The organism is Micromonospora jinlongensis, assembly GCF_013410645.1.
GTDB lineage: Bacteria > Actinomycetota > Actinomycetes > Mycobacteriales > Micromonosporaceae > Micromonospora > Micromonospora zamorensis.
Map to the genome: position 1 here is coordinate 17574 of NZ_JACCHK010000001.1, position 21062 is coordinate 38635.

The 21062-nt window shown below is 71.8% G+C and carries 18 protein-coding genes and 1 tRNA gene; 14 read left to right on the top strand and 5 right to left on the bottom strand.

Features of this window, described 5'->3' with window-relative positions; genetic code table 11:
* From murJ to HNR22_RS00150, 14 genes are all read left to right on the top strand, one after another.
* A complete protein-coding gene (murJ, locus tag HNR22_RS00085; protein WP_179783318.1) occupies nucleotides 1-1692 on the top strand; it encodes a lipid II flippase MurJ in 1692 nt (563 codons plus the stop codon).
* Nucleotides 1689-2858 carry a glycosyltransferase family 4 protein gene (locus HNR22_RS00090; RefSeq protein ID WP_179778436.1) on the top strand — a complete coding sequence of 390 codons (1170 nt, stop codon included), beginning with the start codon at nucleotides 1689-1691 and terminating at the stop codon, nucleotides 2856-2858. Before murJ ends, HNR22_RS00090 begins: the two co-directional genes overlap by 4 nt.
* On the top strand, nucleotides 2858-5281 hold the full coding sequence (locus HNR22_RS00095) for a hypothetical protein (protein ID WP_179783319.1): 2424 nt from the start codon (nucleotides 2858-2860) through the stop codon (nucleotides 5279-5281). Before HNR22_RS00090 ends, HNR22_RS00095 begins: the two co-directional genes overlap by 1 nt.
* 163 nt (nucleotides 5282-5444) lie before the next feature.
* Complete coding sequence (gene pyrG / locus HNR22_RS00100; protein WP_088947528.1) at nucleotides 5445-7196, top strand: CTP synthase; 1752 nt, start codon at nucleotides 5445-5447, stop codon at nucleotides 7194-7196.
* Nucleotides 7193-7798: an NUDIX domain-containing protein gene (locus tag HNR22_RS00105; RefSeq protein ID WP_179778437.1), complete on the top strand. Its 606-nt coding sequence runs from the start codon at nucleotides 7193-7195 to the stop codon at nucleotides 7796-7798. The genes pyrG and HNR22_RS00105 overlap by 4 nt, the downstream gene beginning before the upstream one ends.
* A 339-nt stretch (nucleotides 7799-8137) precedes the next feature.
* Nucleotides 8138-9253 carry an alanine dehydrogenase gene (gene ald, locus HNR22_RS00110; protein WP_179778438.1) on the top strand — a complete coding sequence of 372 codons (1116 nt, stop codon included), beginning with the start codon at nucleotides 8138-8140 and terminating at the stop codon, nucleotides 9251-9253.
* Between the two features lie 67 nt (nucleotides 9254-9320).
* Entirely contained in the window at nucleotides 9321-10286 is a 966-nt protein-coding gene (locus tag HNR22_RS00115) for a tyrosine recombinase (RefSeq protein WP_179778439.1), read from the top strand.
* A gap of 180 nt (nucleotides 10287-10466) precedes the next feature.
* A complete protein-coding gene (locus tag HNR22_RS00120) occupies nucleotides 10467-11390 on the top strand; it encodes a ParA family protein (RefSeq protein WP_030487987.1) in 924 nt (307 codons plus the stop codon).
* 41 nt (nucleotides 11391-11431) lie between these two features.
* Nucleotides 11432-12412 (top strand): segregation and condensation protein A, encoded by a 981-nt coding sequence (locus tag HNR22_RS00125; protein ID WP_425488033.1) that lies wholly within the window; start codon nucleotides 11432-11434, stop codon nucleotides 12410-12412.
* Nucleotides 12405-13169, top strand: a complete 765-nt coding sequence (gene scpB, locus HNR22_RS00130; protein WP_179778441.1) for an SMC-Scp complex subunit ScpB — start codon at nucleotides 12405-12407, stop codon at nucleotides 13167-13169. The genes HNR22_RS00125 and scpB overlap by 8 nt, the downstream gene beginning before the upstream one ends.
* Nucleotides 13156-13926, top strand: a complete 771-nt coding sequence (locus HNR22_RS00135; RefSeq protein ID WP_179778442.1) for a pseudouridine synthase — start codon at nucleotides 13156-13158, stop codon at nucleotides 13924-13926. The genes scpB and HNR22_RS00135 overlap by 14 nt, the downstream gene beginning before the upstream one ends.
* 196 nt (nucleotides 13927-14122) lie before the next feature.
* Nucleotides 14123-14803, top strand: a complete 681-nt coding sequence (cmk, locus tag HNR22_RS00140) for a (d)CMP kinase (protein WP_179778443.1) — start codon at nucleotides 14123-14125, stop codon at nucleotides 14801-14803.
* Between the two features lie 49 nt (nucleotides 14804-14852).
* Nucleotides 14853-16259, top strand: a complete 1407-nt coding sequence (gene der / locus HNR22_RS00145; RefSeq protein ID WP_246380538.1) for a ribosome biogenesis GTPase Der — start codon at nucleotides 14853-14855, stop codon at nucleotides 16257-16259.
* Between the two features lie 194 nt (nucleotides 16260-16453).
* Nucleotides 16454-16527 (top strand) — tRNA-Pro (locus tag HNR22_RS00150).
* Between the two features lie 75 nt (nucleotides 16528-16602).
* Here HNR22_RS00150 and HNR22_RS00155 read toward each other — a convergent pair.
* From HNR22_RS00155 to HNR22_RS00175, 5 genes are all read right to left on the bottom strand, one after another.
* Nucleotides 16603-17886: a tyrosine-type recombinase/integrase gene (locus HNR22_RS00155; RefSeq protein WP_179778444.1), complete on the bottom strand. Its 1284-nt coding sequence runs from the start codon at nucleotides 17884-17886 to the stop codon at nucleotides 16603-16605.
* Complete coding sequence (locus tag HNR22_RS00160; protein ID WP_179778445.1) at nucleotides 17886-18092, bottom strand: excisionase family DNA-binding protein; 207 nt, start codon at nucleotides 18090-18092, stop codon at nucleotides 17886-17888. The genes HNR22_RS00155 and HNR22_RS00160 overlap by 1 nt, the downstream gene beginning before the upstream one ends.
* A gap of 292 nt (nucleotides 18093-18384) precedes the next feature.
* Entirely contained in the window at nucleotides 18385-19974 is a 1590-nt protein-coding gene (locus HNR22_RS00165) for a replication initiator (protein WP_179778446.1), read from the bottom strand.
* Nucleotides 19971-20855: a DUF2637 domain-containing protein gene (locus tag HNR22_RS00170; protein WP_179778447.1), complete on the bottom strand. Its 885-nt coding sequence runs from the start codon at nucleotides 20853-20855 to the stop codon at nucleotides 19971-19973. The genes HNR22_RS00165 and HNR22_RS00170 overlap by 4 nt, the downstream gene beginning before the upstream one ends.
* On the bottom strand, nucleotides 20852-21058 hold the full coding sequence (locus HNR22_RS00175; RefSeq protein ID WP_179778448.1) for a hypothetical protein: 207 nt from the start codon (nucleotides 21056-21058) through the stop codon (nucleotides 20852-20854). The genes HNR22_RS00170 and HNR22_RS00175 overlap by 4 nt, the downstream gene beginning before the upstream one ends.
* Between the last annotated feature and the right edge of the window lie 4 nt (nucleotides 21059-21062).

Consider the following 21062-nt stretch of genomic DNA (forward strand, 5'->3'; position numbering starts at 1 on the left):
GTGACCCGACCGGCCCCCCTCGCCGGCGCCGGCCGGCTGGCCGGGGCAGCCGCGCTCATCGCCGTCCTCACCGTGGCCAGCCGCCTCGCCGGCTTCGGTCGCACCGCCGTGTTCACCTGGGTGGTCCAGCAGAGCGACCTCGGCGGCATGTACGTCATCGCCAACACGGTGCCGAACATCGTCTTCGAGATCGTCGCCGGCGGGGCGCTGGCCAGCCTGGTTGTGCCGCTGCTGGCCGGGGCCGTGGCGGCGGACGACCGGCGGGCGGTGGCGGCGACCACGGGCGCCCTGCTGACCTGGACGGTGAGCCTGCTGGTTCCCCTCGCCGTGCTCGTCGTGCTGTTCGCCGATCCGATCATCTCGCTGATCAGCGAGGGACGCTCGGCGGCGGAGCTCGCCGCCGGGGCCCGGATGCTGCGCGTGTTCGCCCCGCAGTTGCCGCTCTACGGGATCGGGATCGTGCTCACCGGCGTGCTCCAGGCGCACCGGCGCTTCGCCTGGCCCGTCATCGCGCCGCTGCTGTCCAGCCTCACCGTGGCCGTCGTCTACGTGGCGTTCGGCGCGGCGCAGGGACGGGGCGTGTCCGTGGCGCAGGTCGGTCGCAGCGGCGAGTTGCTCCTCTCCGCGGGCACCACCCTGGGTGTGGTCGTGCTGTCGTTGTCGCTGGTGATCCCGTTGCGTCGACTGCGGCTGAGACCCCGCTTCGGGTACGCCTTCACCGGCGACGTGCGGGCGCGCATCGGTGGGCTCGCCACGGCCGGTGCGGTGACGGTGGCGGCGCAGCAGGTCGCGCTCCTGGTGATTCTGAACCGCGTCTCCGGTGGTCCCACCGGCTCCCCACAGGTGTTCAACCTGGCCCAGGCGATCTTCCTGCTGCCGTGGGCGGTCCTGGCCGTGCCGCTGGCGGTGGCGTCCTATCCCACCCTCGCGGCTGCCAGCGCCGCAGGCGACGAGGACGGTTACCGGCGGACCCTCTCCGGGACGGTGCGGGGCGTGCTGCTGTTCAGTTGCCTGGGCGTCGCGGCGCTGATCGGTACCGCGCAGCCGGTCGCCGCGCTGTTCTACCCGGACAACCCGTCGTCGACCGCTGCGGCGATCACCGGGTTCGCACCGGGTCTGCTCGGCTACGGGCTGTTCGCGATTCTGTCCCGCGCGCTGTACGCGCGGGGCGACACCCGGCCGGCGACCGTGGCGATCACCCTTGGCTGGCTGGTCGTTCCGGCCGTGGCGTTGCCGTTGACGGTGCTGCTTCCCACCGCCGACCGGGTGCTCGCGGTGACGTCCGCCAACTCGGTGGGGATGCTGGTGCTCGGGGCGCTGCTGCTTGCGGCGGTGCTGCGCAGCGCCGGTCGTCCCGCGCTGGCCGGAGCGGCGCGGGCCGGGGCGGCCGGTGGCCTCGCCGGTGTGCTCGCGGCGCTCGCCGGGCTGGGCCTGACCCGATGGCTCGACACGCCCGGGGGCGGCACCCCGACGATGGCGGTGGCGTTCGGTCAGGGCATGCTGTCCGGGGTTCTGGTCGGGGTGGTGTTCCTCGCCGTGGTCTGGTTCGTCGACCGGCAGGACGTGCAGCCAATGCTCAGCCGGGTGTTGCGGCGTCTGCCTCGGCGGGGGCCACGGGGCCGGGGCGGCGGGCCGACGTCGGGCGCTGTCTCCCCGGAACGGGGCGACGGGAAGGAGACGGCCGCGCGATGAGTGAGCAAGCTCTGCCTGCCGGCTTTTCGGGCGGCGTCGCGTTGGTGCTCGCGTCCAGCACCGGTGGCGTCGGCCAGCACGTCCGTTCGGTGGCGCGTGGCCTCGTCGCCGGTGGCGCCACCGTCGTGGTCTGCGGGCCGGCCGCCACCCAGGAGCAGTTCGACTTCACCGGGGTCGGTGCGCGGTTCGCGCCGGTGGAGATCCCCGCCAGCCCGACGCCGGCCGACGCGCGGGCGGTGCTGGCCCTGCGTCGGGCGCTCGCCGGCTCCCGCGTCGACGTGGTGCACGCGCACGGCCTGCGGGCCGGGTTGGTCGCGGTGCTGGCCCGTCCCGCCGCGCCGCTGATCGTCACCTGGCACAACGCGGTGCTCGCCGGTGGACTGCGCGGCGGCATGTCCCGACTCGCGGAGCGCGTGGTGGTCCGTGGTGCCCGGGTGGCCCTGGGCGCCTCCACGGACCTGGTGCGACGCGTCACCGCGCTGGGCGCCACCGACGCCCGACTCGCCCCGGTCGCCGCACCCACGCTGCCCGCGCCCCGTCGACGCCCGGCGGCCGTACGCGCCGAGTTCGGGGTTCGCCCGGACCAGCCGCTGATCCTGTCGGTGGGTCGGTTGCACCCGCAGAAGCGCTACGACGTGCTGATCGACGCCGCCGCCCGCTGGCGTACGCGTACCCCACCGCCGGTCGTGGTTATCGCCGGCAGTGGGCCCGCGTACCTGCCGCTGGCGGCCCGGACGTCCGCGGCCCGCGCCCCGGTCACCCTGCTGGGGCACCGCACCGACGTGGCGGATCTGCTGGCCGGCGCCGACCTGGCGGTGGTGACCAGCGACTGGGAGGCCCGGCAGCTCTTCGCCCAGGAGGCGCTGCGCGCCGGTGTACCGCTGGTCGCCACCGCGGTCGGCGGGTTGCCGGAGCTGGTCGGTGATGCCGCCACGCTGATCCCCGCCGGTGACGTCGACGCGGTGGACGCGGCGGTGCGCGCGCTGCTGGACGACCCGGCGGCCCGGGCCGAGCTGGGTCGGCGTGGCGCCGAACGGGCGGCGACGTGGCCGACCGAGACGGACACCGTCGCCGTGCTGGCCGCCCTCTACGCCGAGCTGGCCGCCGACCACACCGGCCCGGCAGCCACCCCGGGCTCCGACGCCCCCAGAACGGGACACCGGTGATGTTGCGCCGAATCGCCCCCGCCCTGCTGACCGTGCTCGTGGTGGCGCTGGGTGTCACCGCGCTCGCCACGCGCCCGACGCAGGACAGCCCGCGACGCACCGCCGACTTCGTGGTGCTCGCCGGGGTCGCGGGGCTGCGCTGGGAGGACGTGGATCCGCAGAGCACCCCGACGCTGTGGCGGATGGCCCAGGAGGGGTCGATCGGCTCGCTCTCGGTGCGTTCGGCCCACCAACCCACCTGCCCGGTGGACGGCTGGCTGACGCTCGGCGCGGGCAGCTTCGCCGGGTGGAACGGCAGCCGGTTGCCCGGTGGCTGCCCGGCGGCCGGGGTGGCGGTCGAGCAACCCGACGGGATCGGCGCGAACCTGCCGGACCAGGAGAGCGTGGTCCAGTACAACCAGCAGCGCCTGCCGTGGAACGCGACGCCCGGATCGTTGTCGGAGTCGGTGCGTTGCTCCGTCGCCGTGGGCCCGGGTGCGGCAGTGGCCGCCGCGCGACCGTTCGGCCGCGTCGACCGGTACGCCTCGGCGTTGCCGGCTGATCCGCGGACGCTGCTGGGCTCCTGCGTGCTGAGCATCGTCGACCTCGGCACCGTCGAGGGGACCGACCCGGCGACCCGCGCGGAGGAGGCCCGGGAGGCGGACGCGCAACTGGCCCGGGTGCTGGCGGCCCGCCCACCGCGGTCGTTGGTGCTGGTCGCGGGGATCTCCGACACCGCACAGCCGTCGCGGCTGCACGTGGCGGTCGCCGACGGTCCGGGCTGGGAGCGGGGGTGGCTCACCTCGGCGAGCACCGGCCGGGACGGCTACCTGCAACTTGTCGACCTCGCGCCGACGGCGCTGGCGGCGCTGGGCCGGCCGATGCCGGAGCGGCTCTTCCTCGGTCGTCCGGCGGTCAGCACCGGCGGCCGTCCGGCCGACCTGGCCGACGCGATCAGCGCCCCGGCGGACGCCGATCGGGAGGCGGCCGCCCAGCGCGACGTCTCCGGTGTGTTCTTCACGCTGCTGGCCGGTGTGCAGGTGCTGCTGGCGATCGGCATCCTGCCGCTGCTGCGCCGGGCCCGCCCGCACGCCGGGCCGAGCGGCCCGACGCCCGTCTCCGCGCGGGTCGTGGCGGTGGTGGAGCTGCTGCTCGTCGCCGCGGCGCTGACGGTGCCGGCGGCGTTGCTGGCCGACGCGGTGCCGTGGTGGCAGGGCGAGCACCCCGGGTGGATCTTCGCGGGGGTCACCGCGTTCCTGGTGGCCGCGGGCACCGCCGCGGTGCGGTTCACCCCCGGGTACGCGGGCACCCTCGGCCCGGTCGGCGCGGTGGCCGGCCTCACCACCCTCGTCGTCGGGTTGGACGTCCTCACCGGAGCCCGCCTTCAGCTCAACGGCGTGGTCGGCTACTCCGCGTTGCAGGGTGGCCGGTACTCCGGGCTGAGCACTGTGGGGCTGGGAGTGTTCCTCGCCGGCGCGTTGCTCACTGGCGGCTGGCTGGCCCAACGGGTGCACCGCGGCTGGCGGCCGGCGGTGATGGTGGCCGTGGGTGGCCTCGCCGTGGTGGTGGTCGGCAGTCCCTTCCTGGGTGCCGACCCGGTCGGCGCGATCGCGCTCACCGCCGGCGTGAGCGTCGCCGCCGTGATCAGCGCCGGCGGGTGGTTGACGATCAGCCGGTTGGCCTGGGCCACCATGGCCGCCCTGGCGGTCGGTATCGGCTTCGCCGTGGTGGACCTGCGTCGCCCGTCGGCGGAGCGGGGCAGCCTGGGCCGGTTCCTGTCCGCGCTCGGCGACGGCACCGGCGGGTTCGCCGTGCACCGCTCCAGCACGGAGAACTTCGAGACGTTGGTCAACAGCCCGCTGACCGTGCTGGCGCTGACCGGCGGGTTGCTGGTGTGGTTCGCCCTGTTGCAGCCGTGGGGTGGGCTGAGGCGGCTGTTCGGTATCTACCCTGCGGTCCGGGCCGCGCTGGCCGGCACGGTGGTCGCCGCGGTGCTCGGTGGTGTGCTCGACGGCGCGGCGCTGGACGTGATGGGCGCCGCCGCCGCGATGGTGGTGCCGATGGCCGCTCTGGCGTCGCTGCGGGTCCTCGGGCACGCCGCCGACCGGACCCGCCCGGTCCCGGCCCGCTCCTTCGCCGACGGCGCCGACGACGACTCGGGCTCCGGCGGGGTCGGCCCGACCGGTGGCGGTGACGGCCCGACCGGTGGCGGCGGACCATTGGGCGCGGTCCACCCCCGTCCGATCAGCGGCCCGCCCGCGAGCGCACCACCGCCGGTGACCCCGACCCCGGACGCCCCAACCAAGGACGCCCCGGCCGAGCCCAGCGCCGGCGTAGACGCCCCGGCCGAGCCCAGCGACGCCCCGGCGGAGCCGACCGGTGCCGGGGCCGCCGTGCCGCCCCGGCAGGTCACCCGGTCATCGACCGAGGTTGCCGCTTCCTGAGCGCCGGGCCGCCTCCGGATGACCCGCAGGTGTCGCAGCCGGGGTGCGGCCTGCGGGTACCCGCCCGGGAGGTGTTACCGTCGAATCCCGTGGATCGCGTGATCACTCTGCTGATCAAGCACGGCGGTCTGCATGACCGCGACAGACGACACGGGAGCAGGCCTTGGCCCCATCAGCACGGACGACCAGGCACATTTTCGTCACCGGGGGCGTCGCCTCCTCGCTGGGTAAGGGCCTCACCGCCTCCAGCCTCGGCAACCTGCTGACCGCCCGCGGGTTGCGGGTGGTGATGCAGAAGCTCGACCCCTACCTGAACGTCGACCCGGGGACGATGAACCCGTTCCAGCACGGTGAGGTCTTCGTCACCGAGGACGGTGCGGAGACCGACCTCGACGTCGGGCACTACGAGCGCTTCCTCGACCGGGCGCTGTCCGGCAAGGCGAACGTCACCACCGGCCAGATCTACTCCGACGTGATCGCCAAGGAGCGGCGCGGGGAATACCTGGGCGACACCGTCCAGGTCATCCCGCACATCACCAACGAGATCAAGTCGCGGATCCTGGCGATGGCCGACCCGGACGAGGACGGCCACCTCCCCGACGTGGTGATCACCGAGGTCGGCGGCACGGTCGGCGACATCGAGTCGCTGCCGTTTCTGGAGGCGATCCGCCAGGTCCGCCACGACCTGGGCCGGGACAACTGCTTCTACCTGCACGTCTCCCTGGTGCCGTACCTGGCGCCGTCGGGTGAGCTGAAGACCAAACCGACCCAGCACTCGGTGGCGCAGCTGCGCAACATCGGCATCCAGCCGGACGCGATAGTGCTGCGCTGCGACCGGGAGATCCCGGTGAAGCTCAAGGAGAAGCTGTCGCTCTACTGCGACGTGGACACCGAGGCGGTCGTCGCCGCCCCGGACGCCCCGAGCATCTACGACATCCCGAAGGTGCTGCACCGTGAGGGGCTCGACGCGTACGTGGTGCGCCGGCTCGGCCTCTCCTTCCGGGACGTGGACTGGACCAGCTGGGACGACCTGCTGGAGCGGGTGCACCGGCCCCGGCACACGGTCACCGTCGCGGTGGTCGGCAAGTACGTCGACCTGCCCGACGCGTACCTGTCGGTCAGCGAGGCGATCCGGGCGGCCGGGTTCGGCCACCGGGCCCGGGTGCAGCTGCGGTGGGTGCCCAGCGACGAGTGCGTCACCCCGGCCGGTGCCGCGGCGGCGTTGGCCGGCGTGGACGGCATCCTCATCCCCGGCGGCTTCGGCGTGCGAGGCATCGAGGGCAAGATCGGCACCGCCCGGTACGCCCGCGAGAACGGCATCCCGCTGCTCGGCCTCTGCCTCGGCCTGCAGTGCATGACGATCGAGGTGGCCCGGCACCTGGCCAGCCTGGACGGCGCCAACTCGTTGGAGTTCGACGAGCAGGCCGCGCACCCGGTCATCGCCACCATGGCCGACCAGGAGGACATCGTCGCCGGCAAGGGCGACCTGGGCGGCACGATGCGGCTCGGGGCGTACCCGGCGACGCTGACCGAGGGCTCGATCGTCGCCGAGGCGTACGGCAGCACCGAGATCAGCGAGCGGCACCGGCACCGTTACGAGGTGAACAACGCCTACCGGGACGCGCTGACCAAGGCGGGTCTGCACATCTCCGGCACCTCGCCGGACGGCCGGCTGGTCGAGTTCGTCGAGCTGGACCGCAGCCTGCACCCGTTCTTCGTGGCCACCCAGGCGCACCCGGAGCTGAAGAGCCGCCCCACCCGACCGCACCCGCTGTTCGCGTCGTTCGTCAAGGCCGCTGTGGCGTACTCGCAGGCCGATCAGCTGCCGGTCGACCTGGACGCGGCGTCGGAGGCCCCGACGACGCGCAAGGCCGCCCGCAACGGCGCCGCGACGAAGGCCGCGTCCTCCTCGTGAGCAATCTTGAGCACCGCTACGAGGTGCGCTCCCGCGAGGAGCGGTACCGGGGGCGGATCTTCGACGTGGTCACCGAGGAGGTGACCATGCCGGGCGGCGGCACCGGGGTGCGTGACCTCGTCCGGCACGTCGGGGCGGTGGCAGTGGTGGCGCTCGACGACGCCGGCCAGGTGGTGCTGATCCGGCAGTACCGGCACGCGGTCGGGCGGCACCTGTGGGAGCTGCCCGCCGGGCTGATGGACGTCTCCGGCGAGGAGTTGCCGGCTGCCGCGCTGCGGGAGCTGGCCGAGGAGGCCGACCTCACCGCCGGGCAGGTCGACGTGCTGGTCGACCTGCACAGCTCGCCCGGGTTCACCAACGAGGTGGTGCGGGTCTTCCTCGCCAGGGACCTCGCCGAGGTGCCCGCCGACGAGCGTCACGAGCGCCGTGACGAGGAGGCCGACCTCCAGATCGTCCGGATCGACCTGGACGAGGCCGTCGCCATGGTCGGAGCCGGTGACATCACCAACGCGTCCGCGGTGGCCGGGCTGCTCGCCGCCGCCCGCGCCCGGGACACCGGTTGGTCGACGCTGCGCCGGTCGGACGCGCCGCTGCCACGCTGAGCGTCGTCGCCGGTCACCCCCGCGACGGGGGTACGCGTGAGAAGGGCCCCGCGGTCAGCCGCGGGGCCCTTGCCGGCTGTCCTCAGCGGCATCCGGCAGATCAGGCGATAATGGTCGAACACTGTCTCGACGGCGGAGTCGGTGGAGCACCGGCGAGTCCGGGCGGCGCCCTGACACTCCGTCAGGCCATCCGGGCACCGGATGCCACTGTGCTGGCTCGCGGCGGCACCGGGCGCGCCTAGACTGCCGCCGGCGGGACCGGTGGACCGCGGTGGCAAAGGGGCCGTCGCGGCACCGAGCAGTCGGGGGAGAGCAGCCCCGAAGAGAGGTGTCTGCATCGTGAAGGTCGGAATCCCACGCGAGGTCAAGAACCACGAGTACCGCGTGGCGATCACGCCAGCGGGCGTCAACGAGTTCACCCGCAGCGGCCACCAGGTCTTCGTCGAGTCCGGCGCCGGCGTCGGCTCCAGCATCACCGACGAGGAGTTCGCCGCCGCCGGCGCGAAGATCCTCGGCACCGCCGACGAGGTGTGGGAGACCGCCGAGCTGGTGCTCAAGGTCAAGGAGCCGATCGCCGAGGAGTACCACCGGATGCGCGAGGGGCAGGTGCTCTTCACCTACCTGCACCTGGCCGCCTCCAAGGAGTGCACCGACGCGCTGATCGACCGCAAGGTCACCGGCATCGCGTACGAGACGGTCGAGCTGCCCGACCGGTCGCTGCCGCTGCTCGCCCCGATGTCCGAGGTGGCCGGCCGGCTCGCCCCGCAGGTGGGCGCCTTCTACATGATGCGTACCGGCGGGGGTCGCGGTGTGCTGCCCGGCGGTGTCTCCGGGGTGTACGCGGCCAAGACCGTGGTCATCGGCGCCGGCGTCTCCGGCATGAACGCCGCCGCCATCGCGCTGGGCCTGCAGTCCGAGGTGCTGCTGCTGGACAAGAACGTCGCCCGGCTGCGGGCGGCCGACGCCATCTACCGGGGTCACCTGCAGACCGTCGCGTCCAACGCGTACGAGGTCGAGCGGGCCGTGCTCGACGCCGACCTGGTCATCGGCGCGGTGCTGGTGCCCGGCGCGAAGGCGCCGACGCTGATCTCCAACGAGCTGGTCTCCCGGATGAAGCCGGGCAGTGTGCTCGTCGACATCGCCATCGACCAGGGCGGTTGCTTCGAGGACTCGCGCCCCACCACGCACGCCGACCCGGTCTACAAGGTGCACGAGTCGATCTTCTACTGCGTCGCGAACATGCCCGGCGCGGTGCCGAACACCAGCACCTACGCGCTCACCAACGTCACCCTGCCGTACGCCCTGGAGCTGGCCAACCAGGGCTGGCGCGAGGCGCTGCGCAACGACCCGGCGCTGGCGCTGGGCCTGAACACCCACGACGGGCAGGTCACCTACGGCCCGGTCGCCGAGGCGCACGGCATGGACGTGCTCCCGCTGGCCGACGCGCTGGCCTGAGCGGTGGCGGGCGAGCGGTAGCGAGCCGAGGGGCAGAGCACTGACCGACGGCGTAGCCAGCGCCGGCGTGGGCGAACAGCCCGCGCCGGCCCTGCGCCGTGCCGTGCGCGGCTACCTCGACCACCTGACCGTCGAGCGTGGCCTGTCGGCGAACACGCTCACCTCGTACCGTCGGGATCTGGACCGCTATCTCGCGACCCTGGTCGACGCCGGCGTCACCGACCTCGCGTCGGTCGGCGCCGGCCTGGTCGAGGCGCACCTGGCGCGGCTGCGCGCGGGCGACGACGCTCACCCGCCGCTGGCGGTCTCCTCCGCCGCGCGGGCGGCCAGCGCGGTCCGCGGCCTGCACCGCTTCGCGCTGCGTGAGGGGCTGACCGGCGCCGACCCCAGCCGCGACGTCCGCCCGCCCACCCCACCGCGCAGGCTGCCCCGGGCCCTGCCGGTCGACGACGTGGTCCGGCTGTTGGACATCGCCGGCCCGGTCACCGCCACCGGCGAGGACGCGCCCCTCGCGCTGCGCGACCGGGCGCTGCTGGAGTTCCTGTACGGCACCGGCGCGCGGATCTCCGAGGCGGTCGGCGCCGCCGCGGACGACCTCGACACCGACGAGGGCACCGTCCTGCTGCGCGGCAAGGGCGGCCGGGTCCGGCTGGTGCCGATCGGCGGGTACGCCGTCGACGCCGTCCGCGCCTACCTGGTCCGTGCCCGCCCCGGGCTGGCCGCCTCCGGCCGGGGAACACCGGCGGTCTTCCTCAACGCCCGCGGTGGCGCACTGTCCCGCCAGGGCGCCTGGGGCATCCTGCGCCGCGCCGCCGAGCGGGCCGGGCTGCCCGTCGACGGGCCCGCCGCCGTCTCCCCGCACACCCTGCGCCACTCGTACGCCACGCATCTGCTCGACGGCGGCGCCGACGTCCGGGTGGTCCAGGAGCTGCTCGGGCACGCATCGGTGACCACCACCCAGGTCTACACGTTGGTCACCGTGGAGCGGCTGCGCGAGGTGTACGCCACCGCGCATCCGCGCGCCCGGGGCTGAACAGGTCGCGGTCGGCTCCGACACGCCGGGCCGGTGCCGAACCCCCTGCTGGTCGGTGGCGTACAGTCGGCATCGGCGCGGACCTCCTGGGGCGACACGACCGGGGTGCGCAGCGGCGCCGCGAAGGACGTCGGACGGCTCCGACGCCGGGTGGGGTCGTCGGGAGGGGGCAACGAGCACATGGCTGGCAACGGTGACCGTGCCGAGACCTGGACGTCGGAGCTCCGCGAGCAGCAGGCCACGCTCGGCGCGGACCTCGGTCCCGCGGACCCGGCTGCCTACACGATGCGCAAGCCCATTCCGGAGCCGATGCCCACCGATCGGCACGGCCCCGCGCGCATCATCGCGATGGCCAACCAGAAGGGTGGCGTCGGTAAGACCACGACCACCATCAACCTGGGCGCGGCGCTCGCGGAATATGGCCGCAAGGTGCTGCTGGTCGACTTCGACCCGCAGGGGGCGCTCTCGGTGGGGTTGGGCGTCAACCCGCACAACCTCGACCTGTCCATCTACAACCTGCTCATGCAGGACGACATCATCGCCGAGGACGTCGTCATCAAGACCGACGTCGCGGGGCTGCACCTGCTGCCGGCCAACATCGACCTCTCCGCCGCCGAGATCCAGCTCGTCAACGAGGTGGCCCGGGAGATGGCCCTGGCGCGGGTGCTGCGCACGGTCCGCAAGGAGTACGACTACATCCTGATCGACTGCCAGCCGTCGCTCGGCCTGCTGGCGATCAACGCGCTGACCGTCGCGCACGGTGTGCTCATCCCGCTGGAGTGCGAGTTCTTCAGCCTGCGCGGTGTGGCGCTGCTGCTGGACACCATCGACAAGGTGCGGGAGCGACTCAACTTCGACCTGGAGCTGGAAGGCATCCTCGCCACCATGTACGACAGCCGCACCACGCACTGCCGTCAGGTGTTGCAGCGGGTGGTGGAGGCGTTCGGCGACAAGGTCTACCAGACGGTCATCACCAAGACGGTGAAGTTCCCCGAGTCCACCGTGGCCGGTGCGCCGATCACGACGATGGACCCGGCGTCCTCCGGGGCGCGCAACTACCGTCAGCTGGCCCGCGAGGTGATCGCCGCCCAGTCGGAGCGGTAGCCGGAACGCCCGGTGCCCGCCTCGTGGACTACGGTCGTGCGGTGACCGCGCCACCCCTTGACCCGCCCGAGGCCGCTGCCACGGCGGTGGTCGATGGTGTGCCGCCCGCCGACGCGCCTGCCGAGCCGGCTTCCACCGGCTTCACGGTGCGGCTGGCCAACTTCACCGGCCCGTTCGACCTGCTGCTGCAACTGATCGGCAAGCACAAGCTCGACGTCACCGAGGTGGCCCTGCACACGGTCACCGACGAGTTCATCGCCTACATCCGGGCCATGGGTGACAAGTGGGACCTGGACGAGGCCAGCGAGTTCCTGCTGATCGCCGCGACGCTGCTCGACCTGAAGGCGGCCCGGCTGCTGCCCTCCGCCGAGGTGGAGGACGAGGCGGACCTCGCCCTGCTGGAAGCCCGGGACCTGCTCTTCGCCCGGCTGCTGCAGTACAAGGCCTACAAGGAAGCGGCGGCGTACATCGCCGAGTTGGAGGCCGTCGGCGGCCGACGGTACCCGCGGGCGGTCAGCCTGGAGGCCCGCTACGCCGACGCGCTGCCCGACCTGGTGCTCGGCATCGGCCCGCAGCGGTTGCTGAAGCTGGCCGTGAAGGCGATGACCCCGAAACCGGTGCCGGAGGTCTCCATCGCCCACGTGCACATGGTCCGGGTCAGTGTCCGGGAACACGCGGCGATCCTCACCGCCCGGCTGCGCCGGGCCGGCACGGCCACGTTCTCGCTGCTCTGCGCGGACTGTGAGGCGACCCTGGAGGTGGTGGCGCGGTTCCTCGCGCTGCTGGAGCTGTACCGCGAGGGCCTGGTGTCCTTCGTGCAGGAGCAGGCACTGGAGGAGTTGACCGTGCGCTGGACCGGCCCGGCCGACGGTGACACCGAGGTGCACGTCGACGAGTACGCGGGCAGCCCGGCCGACCCGGAGCCGGTGGCGCAGACCGGGGGACCGGAGGCACCGGAGTTGCCGGGGGAGTCCTCTGGGCCGGACGGGACGGAAACGACGGAGGATGGGCGCGATGAGTGACGAGGATCGCCGGGACTCCCTGGCCGACCAGGCCGCCGCCTGGGTCCCCCCGTGGGAACGGCCCCGTCCGCCCGCCGCCGAACCGGACAACGCAGACGTCGCGCCCGGCGAGCCCGTCGTGGGGGAGTCGCCCGAGGCTGCGGGCGTACCCCGGCGGCAGGCGGCGCAGCGGCGGCGGGTGACGGCCGCGCCGGAGCCCGCGCCGGAGCTGTCCGACACCGAGTTGCGCGGCGCTCTGGAGGCGATCCTGCTGGTGGTCGACGAGCCGGTCAGTGAGCTGGTCCTGGCCCAGGTGCTCGAGCAGCCGGCGGAACGGGTCGGGCCGATGCTGGACGAGATCGCCGCCGGCTACACCGCCGCCGGGCACGGGTTCGAGCTGCGCCGGGCGGCCGGCGGGTGGCGGCTGTACACCCGGCCGGAATACGCTACCTACGTTGAGCGGTTCGTGTTGGACGGGCAGTCCGTACGGCTGACCCAGGCGGCGTTGGAGACGCTCGCCGTGGTCGCCTACAAGCAGCCGGTGACCCGTTCGCGAATCTCAGCCATCCGGGGTGTGAACTGCGACGGGGTCATCCGTACGCTGGTCACCCGCGGCCTCGTCGAGGAGTGCGGCACCGAAACGGACAGCGGGGCGTTCCTGTACAAGACCACCACGCTGTTCCTGGAGAAGCTCGGGCTGAACACCGTTGACGAGCTGCCGCCCCTCGCACCCTTCCTGCCCGACGACGTAGAAGAGCTTGCTGATGCGACCCGATAACCGTTCCCCCAAACCCGACGCCCCTGTCTTCGAGGGGGCTGAGCGCCTGCAGAAGGTGCTCGCCGCCGCCGGCGTGGGTTCCCGGCGTGCCTGCGAGGACCTGATCTTCCGCCGCCGGGTCACCGTGGACGGGCGGGTCGCCAAGCTGGGCGACAAGGTCGACCCGGCCACCGCCGTGATCCACGTGGACGGCGAGCGCCTCCAGGTCGACGTCCGCCTGGTCTACGTGGCGATGAACAAGCCGCGCGGGGTGGTCACCACCATGGCGGACGAAAAGGGACGCAACGAGCTGTCCGACTTCATCGGCGCCCGGCTGGAGCAGCGGGTCTACCACGTCGGGCGGCTCGACGCGGACAGCGAGGGCCTGCTGCTGCTCACCAACGACGGCACCCTCGCGCACAAGCTCATGCACCCCTCGTACCAGGTGCTGAAGACCTACCTCGCCGAGGTGGTCGGGCCGATTCCGCGCAACCTGAGCAAGCGGCTGTTGGCCGGCGTCGAGCTGGAGGACGGGCCGGTAAAGGTCGACTCGTTCAAGGTGGTGGACACTCTGGGCAAATCCGCCCAGGTGGAGCTGAGCCTGCACGAGGGCCGCAAGCACATCGTCCGGCGGCTGATGGAGGAGGTCGGCCACCCGGTCACCCGGCTGGTGCGTACCTCGATCGGTCCGATCCGGCTGGGTGACCTGCGCACCGGGCGGATCCGGCGGTTGACCAACGCCGAGGTCGCCGCCCTGTTCAACGCGGTGGGTGACTGACCCCCGAGTTCGGGGTACGGCAACCGGTAGGCTCCACCGATGGCCGGAAGCGCGGCCGCCCGGGTGGCGTGGGTCGCCTCCGGCGGCGTCGCGCGCGGGTCCGTCAGCGGACCTGGGCATGATTGATGACGATTGACAACCGCTTGCGGCGCCAGATCACCGGGCGATCCGTGAGGTACGGGCTGAGGAGGACACGGTGGAGGAAAACGTACGGGCCGGGCGATGTGTGGTCGCTGTGGACGGGCCGTCCGGTTCGGGTAAGTCCACCGTGTCGCGGCGGCTAGCCGCCGGCATCGGTGCCCGCTACCTGGACACCGGGGCGATGTACCGGGCTATCACGTTGGCCGTGCTGCGCTCCGGCGTGGATCTTACCGACACCGCGTCGGTGGCCAAGGTCGCCGGCGAGGTCAACCTGCGCATCGGCACCCACCCGCAGGGGTACGCCGTGACGATCGACGGAGTCGGCGTGGACGCCGAGATCCGGGGCCCGGAGGTGACCGGGGCGGTCTCCGCCGTCGCAGCGGTTCCCGCGGTCCGCGAGCTGCTGGTCGCCCGCCAACGCGAGATGATCGCCAACGCTGGCCGGATGGTGGTCGAGGGTCGTGACATCGGATCGGTCGTGGCGCCGGACGCCGACCTGAAGGTCTTCCTGACCGCCTCCGAGGCGGCCCGTGCCGCCCGGCGCAGCGCGGAGGACGCCGCCGACGTGGCGGCCACCGCCGCCGACCTGGCGCGACGGGACCGGCTCGACTCGACCCGCAAGGTCAACCCACTGGCGCAGGCGCCCGACGCCGTGGTGCTGGACACCACCGAGCTGGGCATCGACGAGGTCGTGGCGCGACTGCGTGACCTGCTCACCGAGCGGGGCGTGGCATGAACAGCGCTGTTGTGGCTCATGACGGTCCGGAGCGAAGCGGAGGAACGGCATGAGTAGCGATGCTGGTGGCTGGGTCGAGCTGCGGGAGCCCGACGTCGCCGTCGAGGAACCGAGCGGCCCGCAGCCGGTGGTGGCCGTGGTCGGTCGCCCCAACGTGGGTAAGTCCACTCTGGTCAACCGGATCATCGGCCGTCGCCAGGCGGTCGTCGAGGACGTTCCCGGTGTGACCCGGGACCGGGTGCCGTACGACGCGCAGTGGAACGGCCGGGCGTTCACCGTGGTGGACACCGGCGGTTGGGAGCCGGACGCGAAGGACCGCGCCGCGGCCATCGCGGCGCAGGCCGAGACGGCGGTCGTCACCGCCGACGTGGTCCTCTTCGTGGTCGACGCGATGGTGGGCTCCACCGACGTGGACGAGGCCGCGGTGAAGATGCTGCGGCGCAGCGCCAAGCCGGTGATCCTGGTAGCCAACAAGGCCGACAACACCTCCATCGAGATGGAGGCCGTGTCGCTGTGGTCGCTCGGCCTCGGCGAGCCGTTCCCGGTCTCCGCGCTGCACGGGCGAGGCTCCGGCGACCTGCTGGACGCCATCCTCGCCGCGCTGCCGGAAGCCCCGGCGATCGTGGAGAACCGGCCGCGCGGACCCCGGCGGGTGGCGCTGGTCGGTCGACCGAACGTGGGCAAGTCCAGCCTGCTCAACCGGTTCTCCGGTGAGGAGCGGGCAGTCGTCGACTCGGTCGCCGGCACCACCGTGGACCCGGTCGACAGCCTCGTCGACATCGGCGGCCAGACCTGGCAACTGGTCGACACCGCCGGGCTGCGCAAGCGGGTCGGCAAGGCCAGCGGCACCGAGTACTACGCCAGCCTGCGCACCGCCGGCGCCATCGAGGCCGCCGAGGTGGCCGTCGTGCTGCTGGACTCCAGCGAGCCGATCAGCGAGCAGGACCAGCGGATCCTGACGATGGTGACCGAAGCCGGCCGGGCCCTGGTCATCGCCTTCAACAAGTGGGACCTGGTCGACGCCGACCGTCGGTACTACCTGGACAAGGAAATCGACCGGGAGCTGCGCCGCATCCCCTGGGCGATCCGCCTGAACCTGTCCGCGATGACCGGCCGAGCGGTGGACAAGCTGGCCCCGGCCCTGAACAAGGCCCTGGCCAGCTGGGAAACCCGGGTGCCGACCGCGCAGCTCAACCAGTGGTTGACCGCGCTGGTGCAGGCCACCCCGCACCCGGTGCGCGGCGGTCGCGCGCCACGGATCCTGTTCGCCACGCAGGCCGGCGTGGCACCGCCGCGGTTCGTGCTCTTCACCACCGGTCCGCTGGACGCCGGATACCAGCGCTTCGTCGAGCGCAAGCTCCGCGAGGAATTCGGGTACGAGGGCAGCCCGATCGAAATCTCGGTCCGCCCCCGCAAGAAGCTCGGCCCCGGCGGCCGAGGCAAGGCACACGGCTGACCTGCGCTGTTCTCTCGAAATGCCGGATGGGCGGTCCTCGCCCGTCCGGCATTTCTACAACCCCACCCTCCTAGGACGCTTTAGGGGGTGTGCGGTGGTGCGGTTGACTCGCGGCGCGGGTGGGGCCTGTGCGAACGAGCCGGAGCTGCTGCGCTAAGCTGTACCGGCTGTCGCGGTGGGAAACCACGCGAGGGCGGGACGTGGCGCAGCTTGGTAGCGCACTTGACTGGGGGTCAAGGGGTCGTCGGTTCGAATCCGGCCGTCCCGACGCAGGTCAGAGGCCATTCGGATTCTTCCGGGTGGCCATTTCTGATCTTGTACAGCAGCGAAGTACAGCAACGGCTCATTGATCGAGGCTTTCGCCGAGTCTCCGCAGAGCCTCGCGGGTCGTCTTGGACGAGACCTGGCTGTAGATCTCCATCGTGATCGAGAAGTCCGCGTGCCTGAGGATCGCCATCGCGACCCGGGGGTGCACGTCCAGGTCGACGAGCAGCGAACCGCAGGTGCGTCGGGCGTCGTGAACGGTGATCTTTGGGATGCCGGTGCGGGCTATGCGGCTGTCGTAGGAGCGGTTGAAGTTGCGGGGTTCGACCGGCAGTCCGTAGCGGGTCGTGAAGATCATGCCGGTGTCGTGCCAGGCGTCGCCCGCCTTCTGTCGTGCGGCCTGCTGTTGTTGGTGGCGGTGCCGCAGTGCGGCCACGCAGATCGCCGGTAGCGGTAGGGGAGCGTCGGATTCCTCGGTCTTGGTGGCCCGGTGTAGCAGTTGGCCGCGTACCCGCTGGAGCTGCTTGTCGATGACGAGGCTGATGTCGTGGTTGTCGCGGCAGTGCTCGCAGAAGGTCTCGCCGTGGGTGGTGCATGGCTTCTGCCAGCCGTCCCAGTTGATGTGGTCCCAGGTGAGCCCGAGGACTTCTCCCTTGCGTAAGCCGAGCACGAGGACCAGGACGTAGGCGGCGTAGAGGTAATCGTCGTCGTCGCGGGAGGCTTCCAAGAATGCCCGAGCTTCCTCACTGCTCCACGATTTGCCCTTGCGGCTGCGGATCGGTGGGAGCTTCACCAGGGCCGCGACGTTCTTTGCGACCAGTTCCTCCACTTCGGCTTGGGAGAGCGCCGAGCGGAGGACGGCGCGGATTCCCTTGACGGTGCGAGCCGCGGGGAGGTCGTGGCAGCATCGGCCGACCGCGCAGCACTTGCGGTTCTTCGGTGGCCGGCGTTCGTCTTTCCCCTGCGCGCAGCACTGGCAGGTCTTCGCGACCTTGTTGAGCCAGGTCTGAACGTCTCGTACCGACAGCCGCCCGTCGAGTCGCTTGGCGCCGATGCCGGGAACGATGTAGAGGCGGCTCAGCGTCTCGTACGTGGCGTAGGTCAGCGGGGCGAGATTTGGCTCTACGACCTCTGCTAGCCAGTACGTCATATAGCTCGCCACGGTGGGGACGTTCGTAGCGACAGGACCGGCCTTGGCTTGTTGGTGCAGCCTCACCCACTTGTCGTGGACCTCGTCGCGGGTCTTTCCGTAGACGTACTTGCGGTCCCGTTTGCCATCGGGCTTGGTGACCCAGACGTAGGCGGCGAACCCGTTGCGGTACGGGAAGATCGAGCCTTCGCCGTTGGCGCGTTTGCCAGGCATCAGGCCGCGCCCTGGCGCTCGATTTGGAGCTGAATGTATTCATCGATCCATTCCGGCAGGATGCGGCGGTACTTGCCGTCCTTGACCGAACGCAGTTCCCCGGTGGCTATCTTCATCTTCACCTTGGACAAGCCATAGCCGAGGATCGCGGCGACCTCGGCCGGGGAATGCCACTTCGGAACGATCGGGACCGGGCTCCTAACCATGTGGTGCCTCCTTCGAAGTGATGGTGATGTAGGTGCGGCTTTCGCCGCTGTAGCCGGCGGGTCGGGTGCTGGTGCGGCAGGTGACCCGGTCGCGGCCGTAGTGGGCGGTGAGTTGGGCCGCGATGGTGGCGGCGTGGGTGGTGACGGTGGCGGTCGGGCCGATGAGGCGGACCGCGACCAGGGGGCGGGGACGTGCGGGGATGGCGTGCTCCTTCCAGGTCGGGCGGGGCGGGGTGTTGCGTGCGCTGTGGAGTTGTCAAGGAACGGCTTCACGGGCGTTGACACGTACGTGTCAAGCGGCCAGGGGTTGGACCGCGCGAGCGGCGGCGAGTTCGTCGGCCAGGGCGTCGATGCCGGCCAGGTGCTGTGCGCGGGCCATGGCGGCAGCGGTGTTGGCGAGCAGGGCATCTCCGGTGGTGATCCAGCCAGTGGCTTGGTAGCCGAGTTCGTAGATGACCCGCTCGGTTTGCTCGTCGTCCCAGGTGTGGGGGTGGCCTTCGGTGCGTCGCCAGATGGTGCGTTGGAGGCGCAGGAAGCCGAGGGTGACGGAGAAGGCGCGGCTCTTGGTGGCGATGTGTCCGCCGTAGCCGAACTGGTGCGCCCACCGCCGAAGCCGGGCGTAGTCGGGGTGCTCTCCGAGGTCCCAGCACGCCCGGATGAGCCGGCCGAGGTGGGTGCTCGGGTCGCCGTGGATTTCGACGGAGAGGTCGTCGACGCGGCGCAGGCTCAGGCCGGTTACCTCGGTGCTCTTGGTGACGTACTTGGCGATGTACCCGGTGATCTGGGCGAGGTTGACCTCATGTCCGGGTGCGTTGACGTGCTTGAGGTCCAGGCCCTTGTCGCCCCACGCGATGTGCCAGCCCTGCCGCCCGTTGGCGGGGTGCGGCGCGGAGGTGTAGGCGGTCTTCACGAACGCGGCCCGGACGGCTTGCTCGAACATGTCCCGGGTGATGGCAGCCGGCGGCGGGACGATCGCCTCGGGGCAGTCGGGGTTGTAGCCGTCGAGGCGGATCAGGGCGTGGTAGTGGATGACGCCGCGTACCTGGAATTCGTAGACCTTGATGTAGCGGCGGCGCAGGTCGACGCCGTGGGTGCGCCCAAGACGGCGTAGCTCCCGGTCGGCTTGTTGGATGGTGCGGCGCCACAGCTCGGGTGCCTCGTGGTTCCACACGACCTGGCCGGTGTGGTCGTAGCAGTCCAGGCACAGCGGCTGCCCGAGCTGGGTGTCGGCGGCCTTGTGCCGCTGCCCGCAGCGCAGCTCCTGGCCGTGGGGGCAAGTGCGGCCGAACGGGTGGCAGACCGAGGCGCGGCAGGTGCAGCCGTCCTTCTTGCGGCAGTCCGCCGCGTGAACCTTGACCACCCGGTGGTGCACCGGTCCGAACGACGGTGCGGTGGCGGTCAGGAAGATGGCGATGTGCTCGTTGAGCGGCGGTAGTCCCCATCGGTCGCCTTGCAGGCCGGCTTTGATCAGGTGGTAGGTGTCGCGGCGGTACAGCTCGGCGCAGGACGGGCAGACGGCGGCGCGGCGGTTGCCGCAGGGGGTGTAGATCGCACCGTCGGGCATGTCTTCGGTGTCGACGGTGGCCATCCGGTTGCCGTCGGCGTCGTTGACATGGATCTGCCCGGCGAGGCGGATCGGGTGCTTGCAGGCGGAGGCGGCGCGGACGTGGCCGAGCCATTCGGGGTAGTCGGGGTCCTGGGCGCGGGCACGGCCGGAGGCGACGGTGCGGGGGTCGTGGCCGCGTACCCACCCGTCGGCGGTCAGGTTGCGGGTGGTGCGGGTGGGTGTAGCCCAGGGCCAGTAGCCGGCGGACTCAGCGGAGGCTCCCGTGCCCGAAACCGTGGTGGTTTCGGGCGCGAGAGGCAACGTCGAGGACGTCACGCGGTGGCTCCGACGGCGGTGCCGTTGTGGGTCTTGTCGTTGATCGGGGTTGGGTTGTCCAGGGCCGTCAGGATGTCGGCGGCCTTGGCGGTCGGGACTCGCAGTCTGACGGCGAGTTGTCCTGCGGTGATCGGTTCACCGTGGGCCTTGGCGTGGGCCGTGGCGACGATGCGGGCGTTGGAGAGCAGCGCGGGCGGTGGACCGGCCGTGACCGGTGCCGAAGGTGCCGGCGTCGTGTCGGTGTCGGTGCTGTCCGGGGTGGGCTCGACGGTTGTTCTGGTTGCGGTTTCCTCGCCAGAGGTGGGCAGGGCGACAGGGGCGTTCGGCTGTGTGTCGGTGTCGGGTGCGGGTTTGATGGCCGAAGTCGCGGCGGCCGGGCGGACCAGCGGTGAGGCGGGGATGTCGAGTGACGACGCCTCTCCGGTGGTGGCCGGCACCAGTGCCGGGACGAATTCGATGGGCCGGGTGGTGCGGTTTCCGGTGGCGAGTAGAGCAGCGGTGGCCATGAGCATCAGGCCATCCACGGCGAGGGGACCGAACCAGACGACGAGGGTTTCCTCGTTGTAGTGATCGAGCAGTCCGGACAGGTGCCGGTAGGACACGAACGCGGCGACCAGGGCGACGGGCGGCAGCCCGACCCAGCGCAGCACGTTCCAACCCCAGCCGGTCGGCCAGGGGGTACGGGCAAGGATCTCGATGGCGATGAACAGGAACAGCGGCCAGACGATCGCGGAGATGACCGCGCCGGGCTCCGGCGACCAGTTGGCCGGGGCGTTGGTCGGGGCGATGAACGAGTGAGCGATGTTCGCGGCGACGGACACGAGTCCGCCGGAGAACGCGCCGATGTAGGCGTAGACGCGGCCGTTCTTGGAGGTGGTCATTGTGCCGCCTGCGAGGTGGGGGCGGGGGTGAACAAGGAGAAGGCGATGATGAAGGGCTCGGTGTAGCCCTGGGAGCGCAGCAGCAGGGTGATGGCGGGGAGGTCTTTGGCCGAGCTGATGGGCCGGGCGGTGGGGAAGTCGATGCCGGTCATTTCGGTGCTGCCGTTGGTGGTGTGGGTGAAGGTGAGCAGGTACCGGTACATAGGT

Coding starts and splice junctions, on each gene's coding strand:
- HNR22_RS00135 (WP_179778442.1), top strand. CDS start 13,156: ATGCGACCCGATAACCGTTCCCCCAAACCCGACGCCCCTGTCTTCGAG.
- HNR22_RS00170 (WP_179778447.1), bottom strand. CDS start 20,855: ATGACCACCTCCAAGAACGGCCGCGTCTACGCCTACATCGGCGCGTTC.
- HNR22_RS00095 (WP_179783319.1), top strand. CDS start 2,858: ATGTTGCGCCGAATCGCCCCCGCCCTGCTGACCGTGCTCGTGGTGGCG.
- HNR22_RS00175 (WP_179778448.1), bottom strand. CDS start 21,058: ATGTACCGGTACCTGCTCACCTTCACCCACACCACCAACGGCAGCACC.
- HNR22_RS00160 (WP_179778445.1), bottom strand. CDS start 18,092: ATGGTTAGGAGCCCGGTCCCGATCGTTCCGAAGTGGCATTCCCCGGCC.
- scpB (WP_179778441.1), top strand. CDS start 12,405: ATGAGTGACGAGGATCGCCGGGACTCCCTGGCCGACCAGGCCGCCGCC.
- HNR22_RS00155 (WP_179778444.1), bottom strand. CDS start 17,886: ATGCCTGGCAAACGCGCCAACGGCGAAGGCTCGATCTTCCCGTACCGC.
- der (WP_246380538.1), top strand. CDS start 14,853: ATGAGTAGCGATGCTGGTGGCTGGGTCGAGCTGCGGGAGCCCGACGTC.
- HNR22_RS00120 (WP_030487987.1), top strand. CDS start 10,467: ATGGCTGGCAACGGTGACCGTGCCGAGACCTGGACGTCGGAGCTCCGC.
- HNR22_RS00090 (WP_179778436.1), top strand. CDS start 1,689: ATGAGTGAGCAAGCTCTGCCTGCCGGCTTTTCGGGCGGCGTCGCGTTG.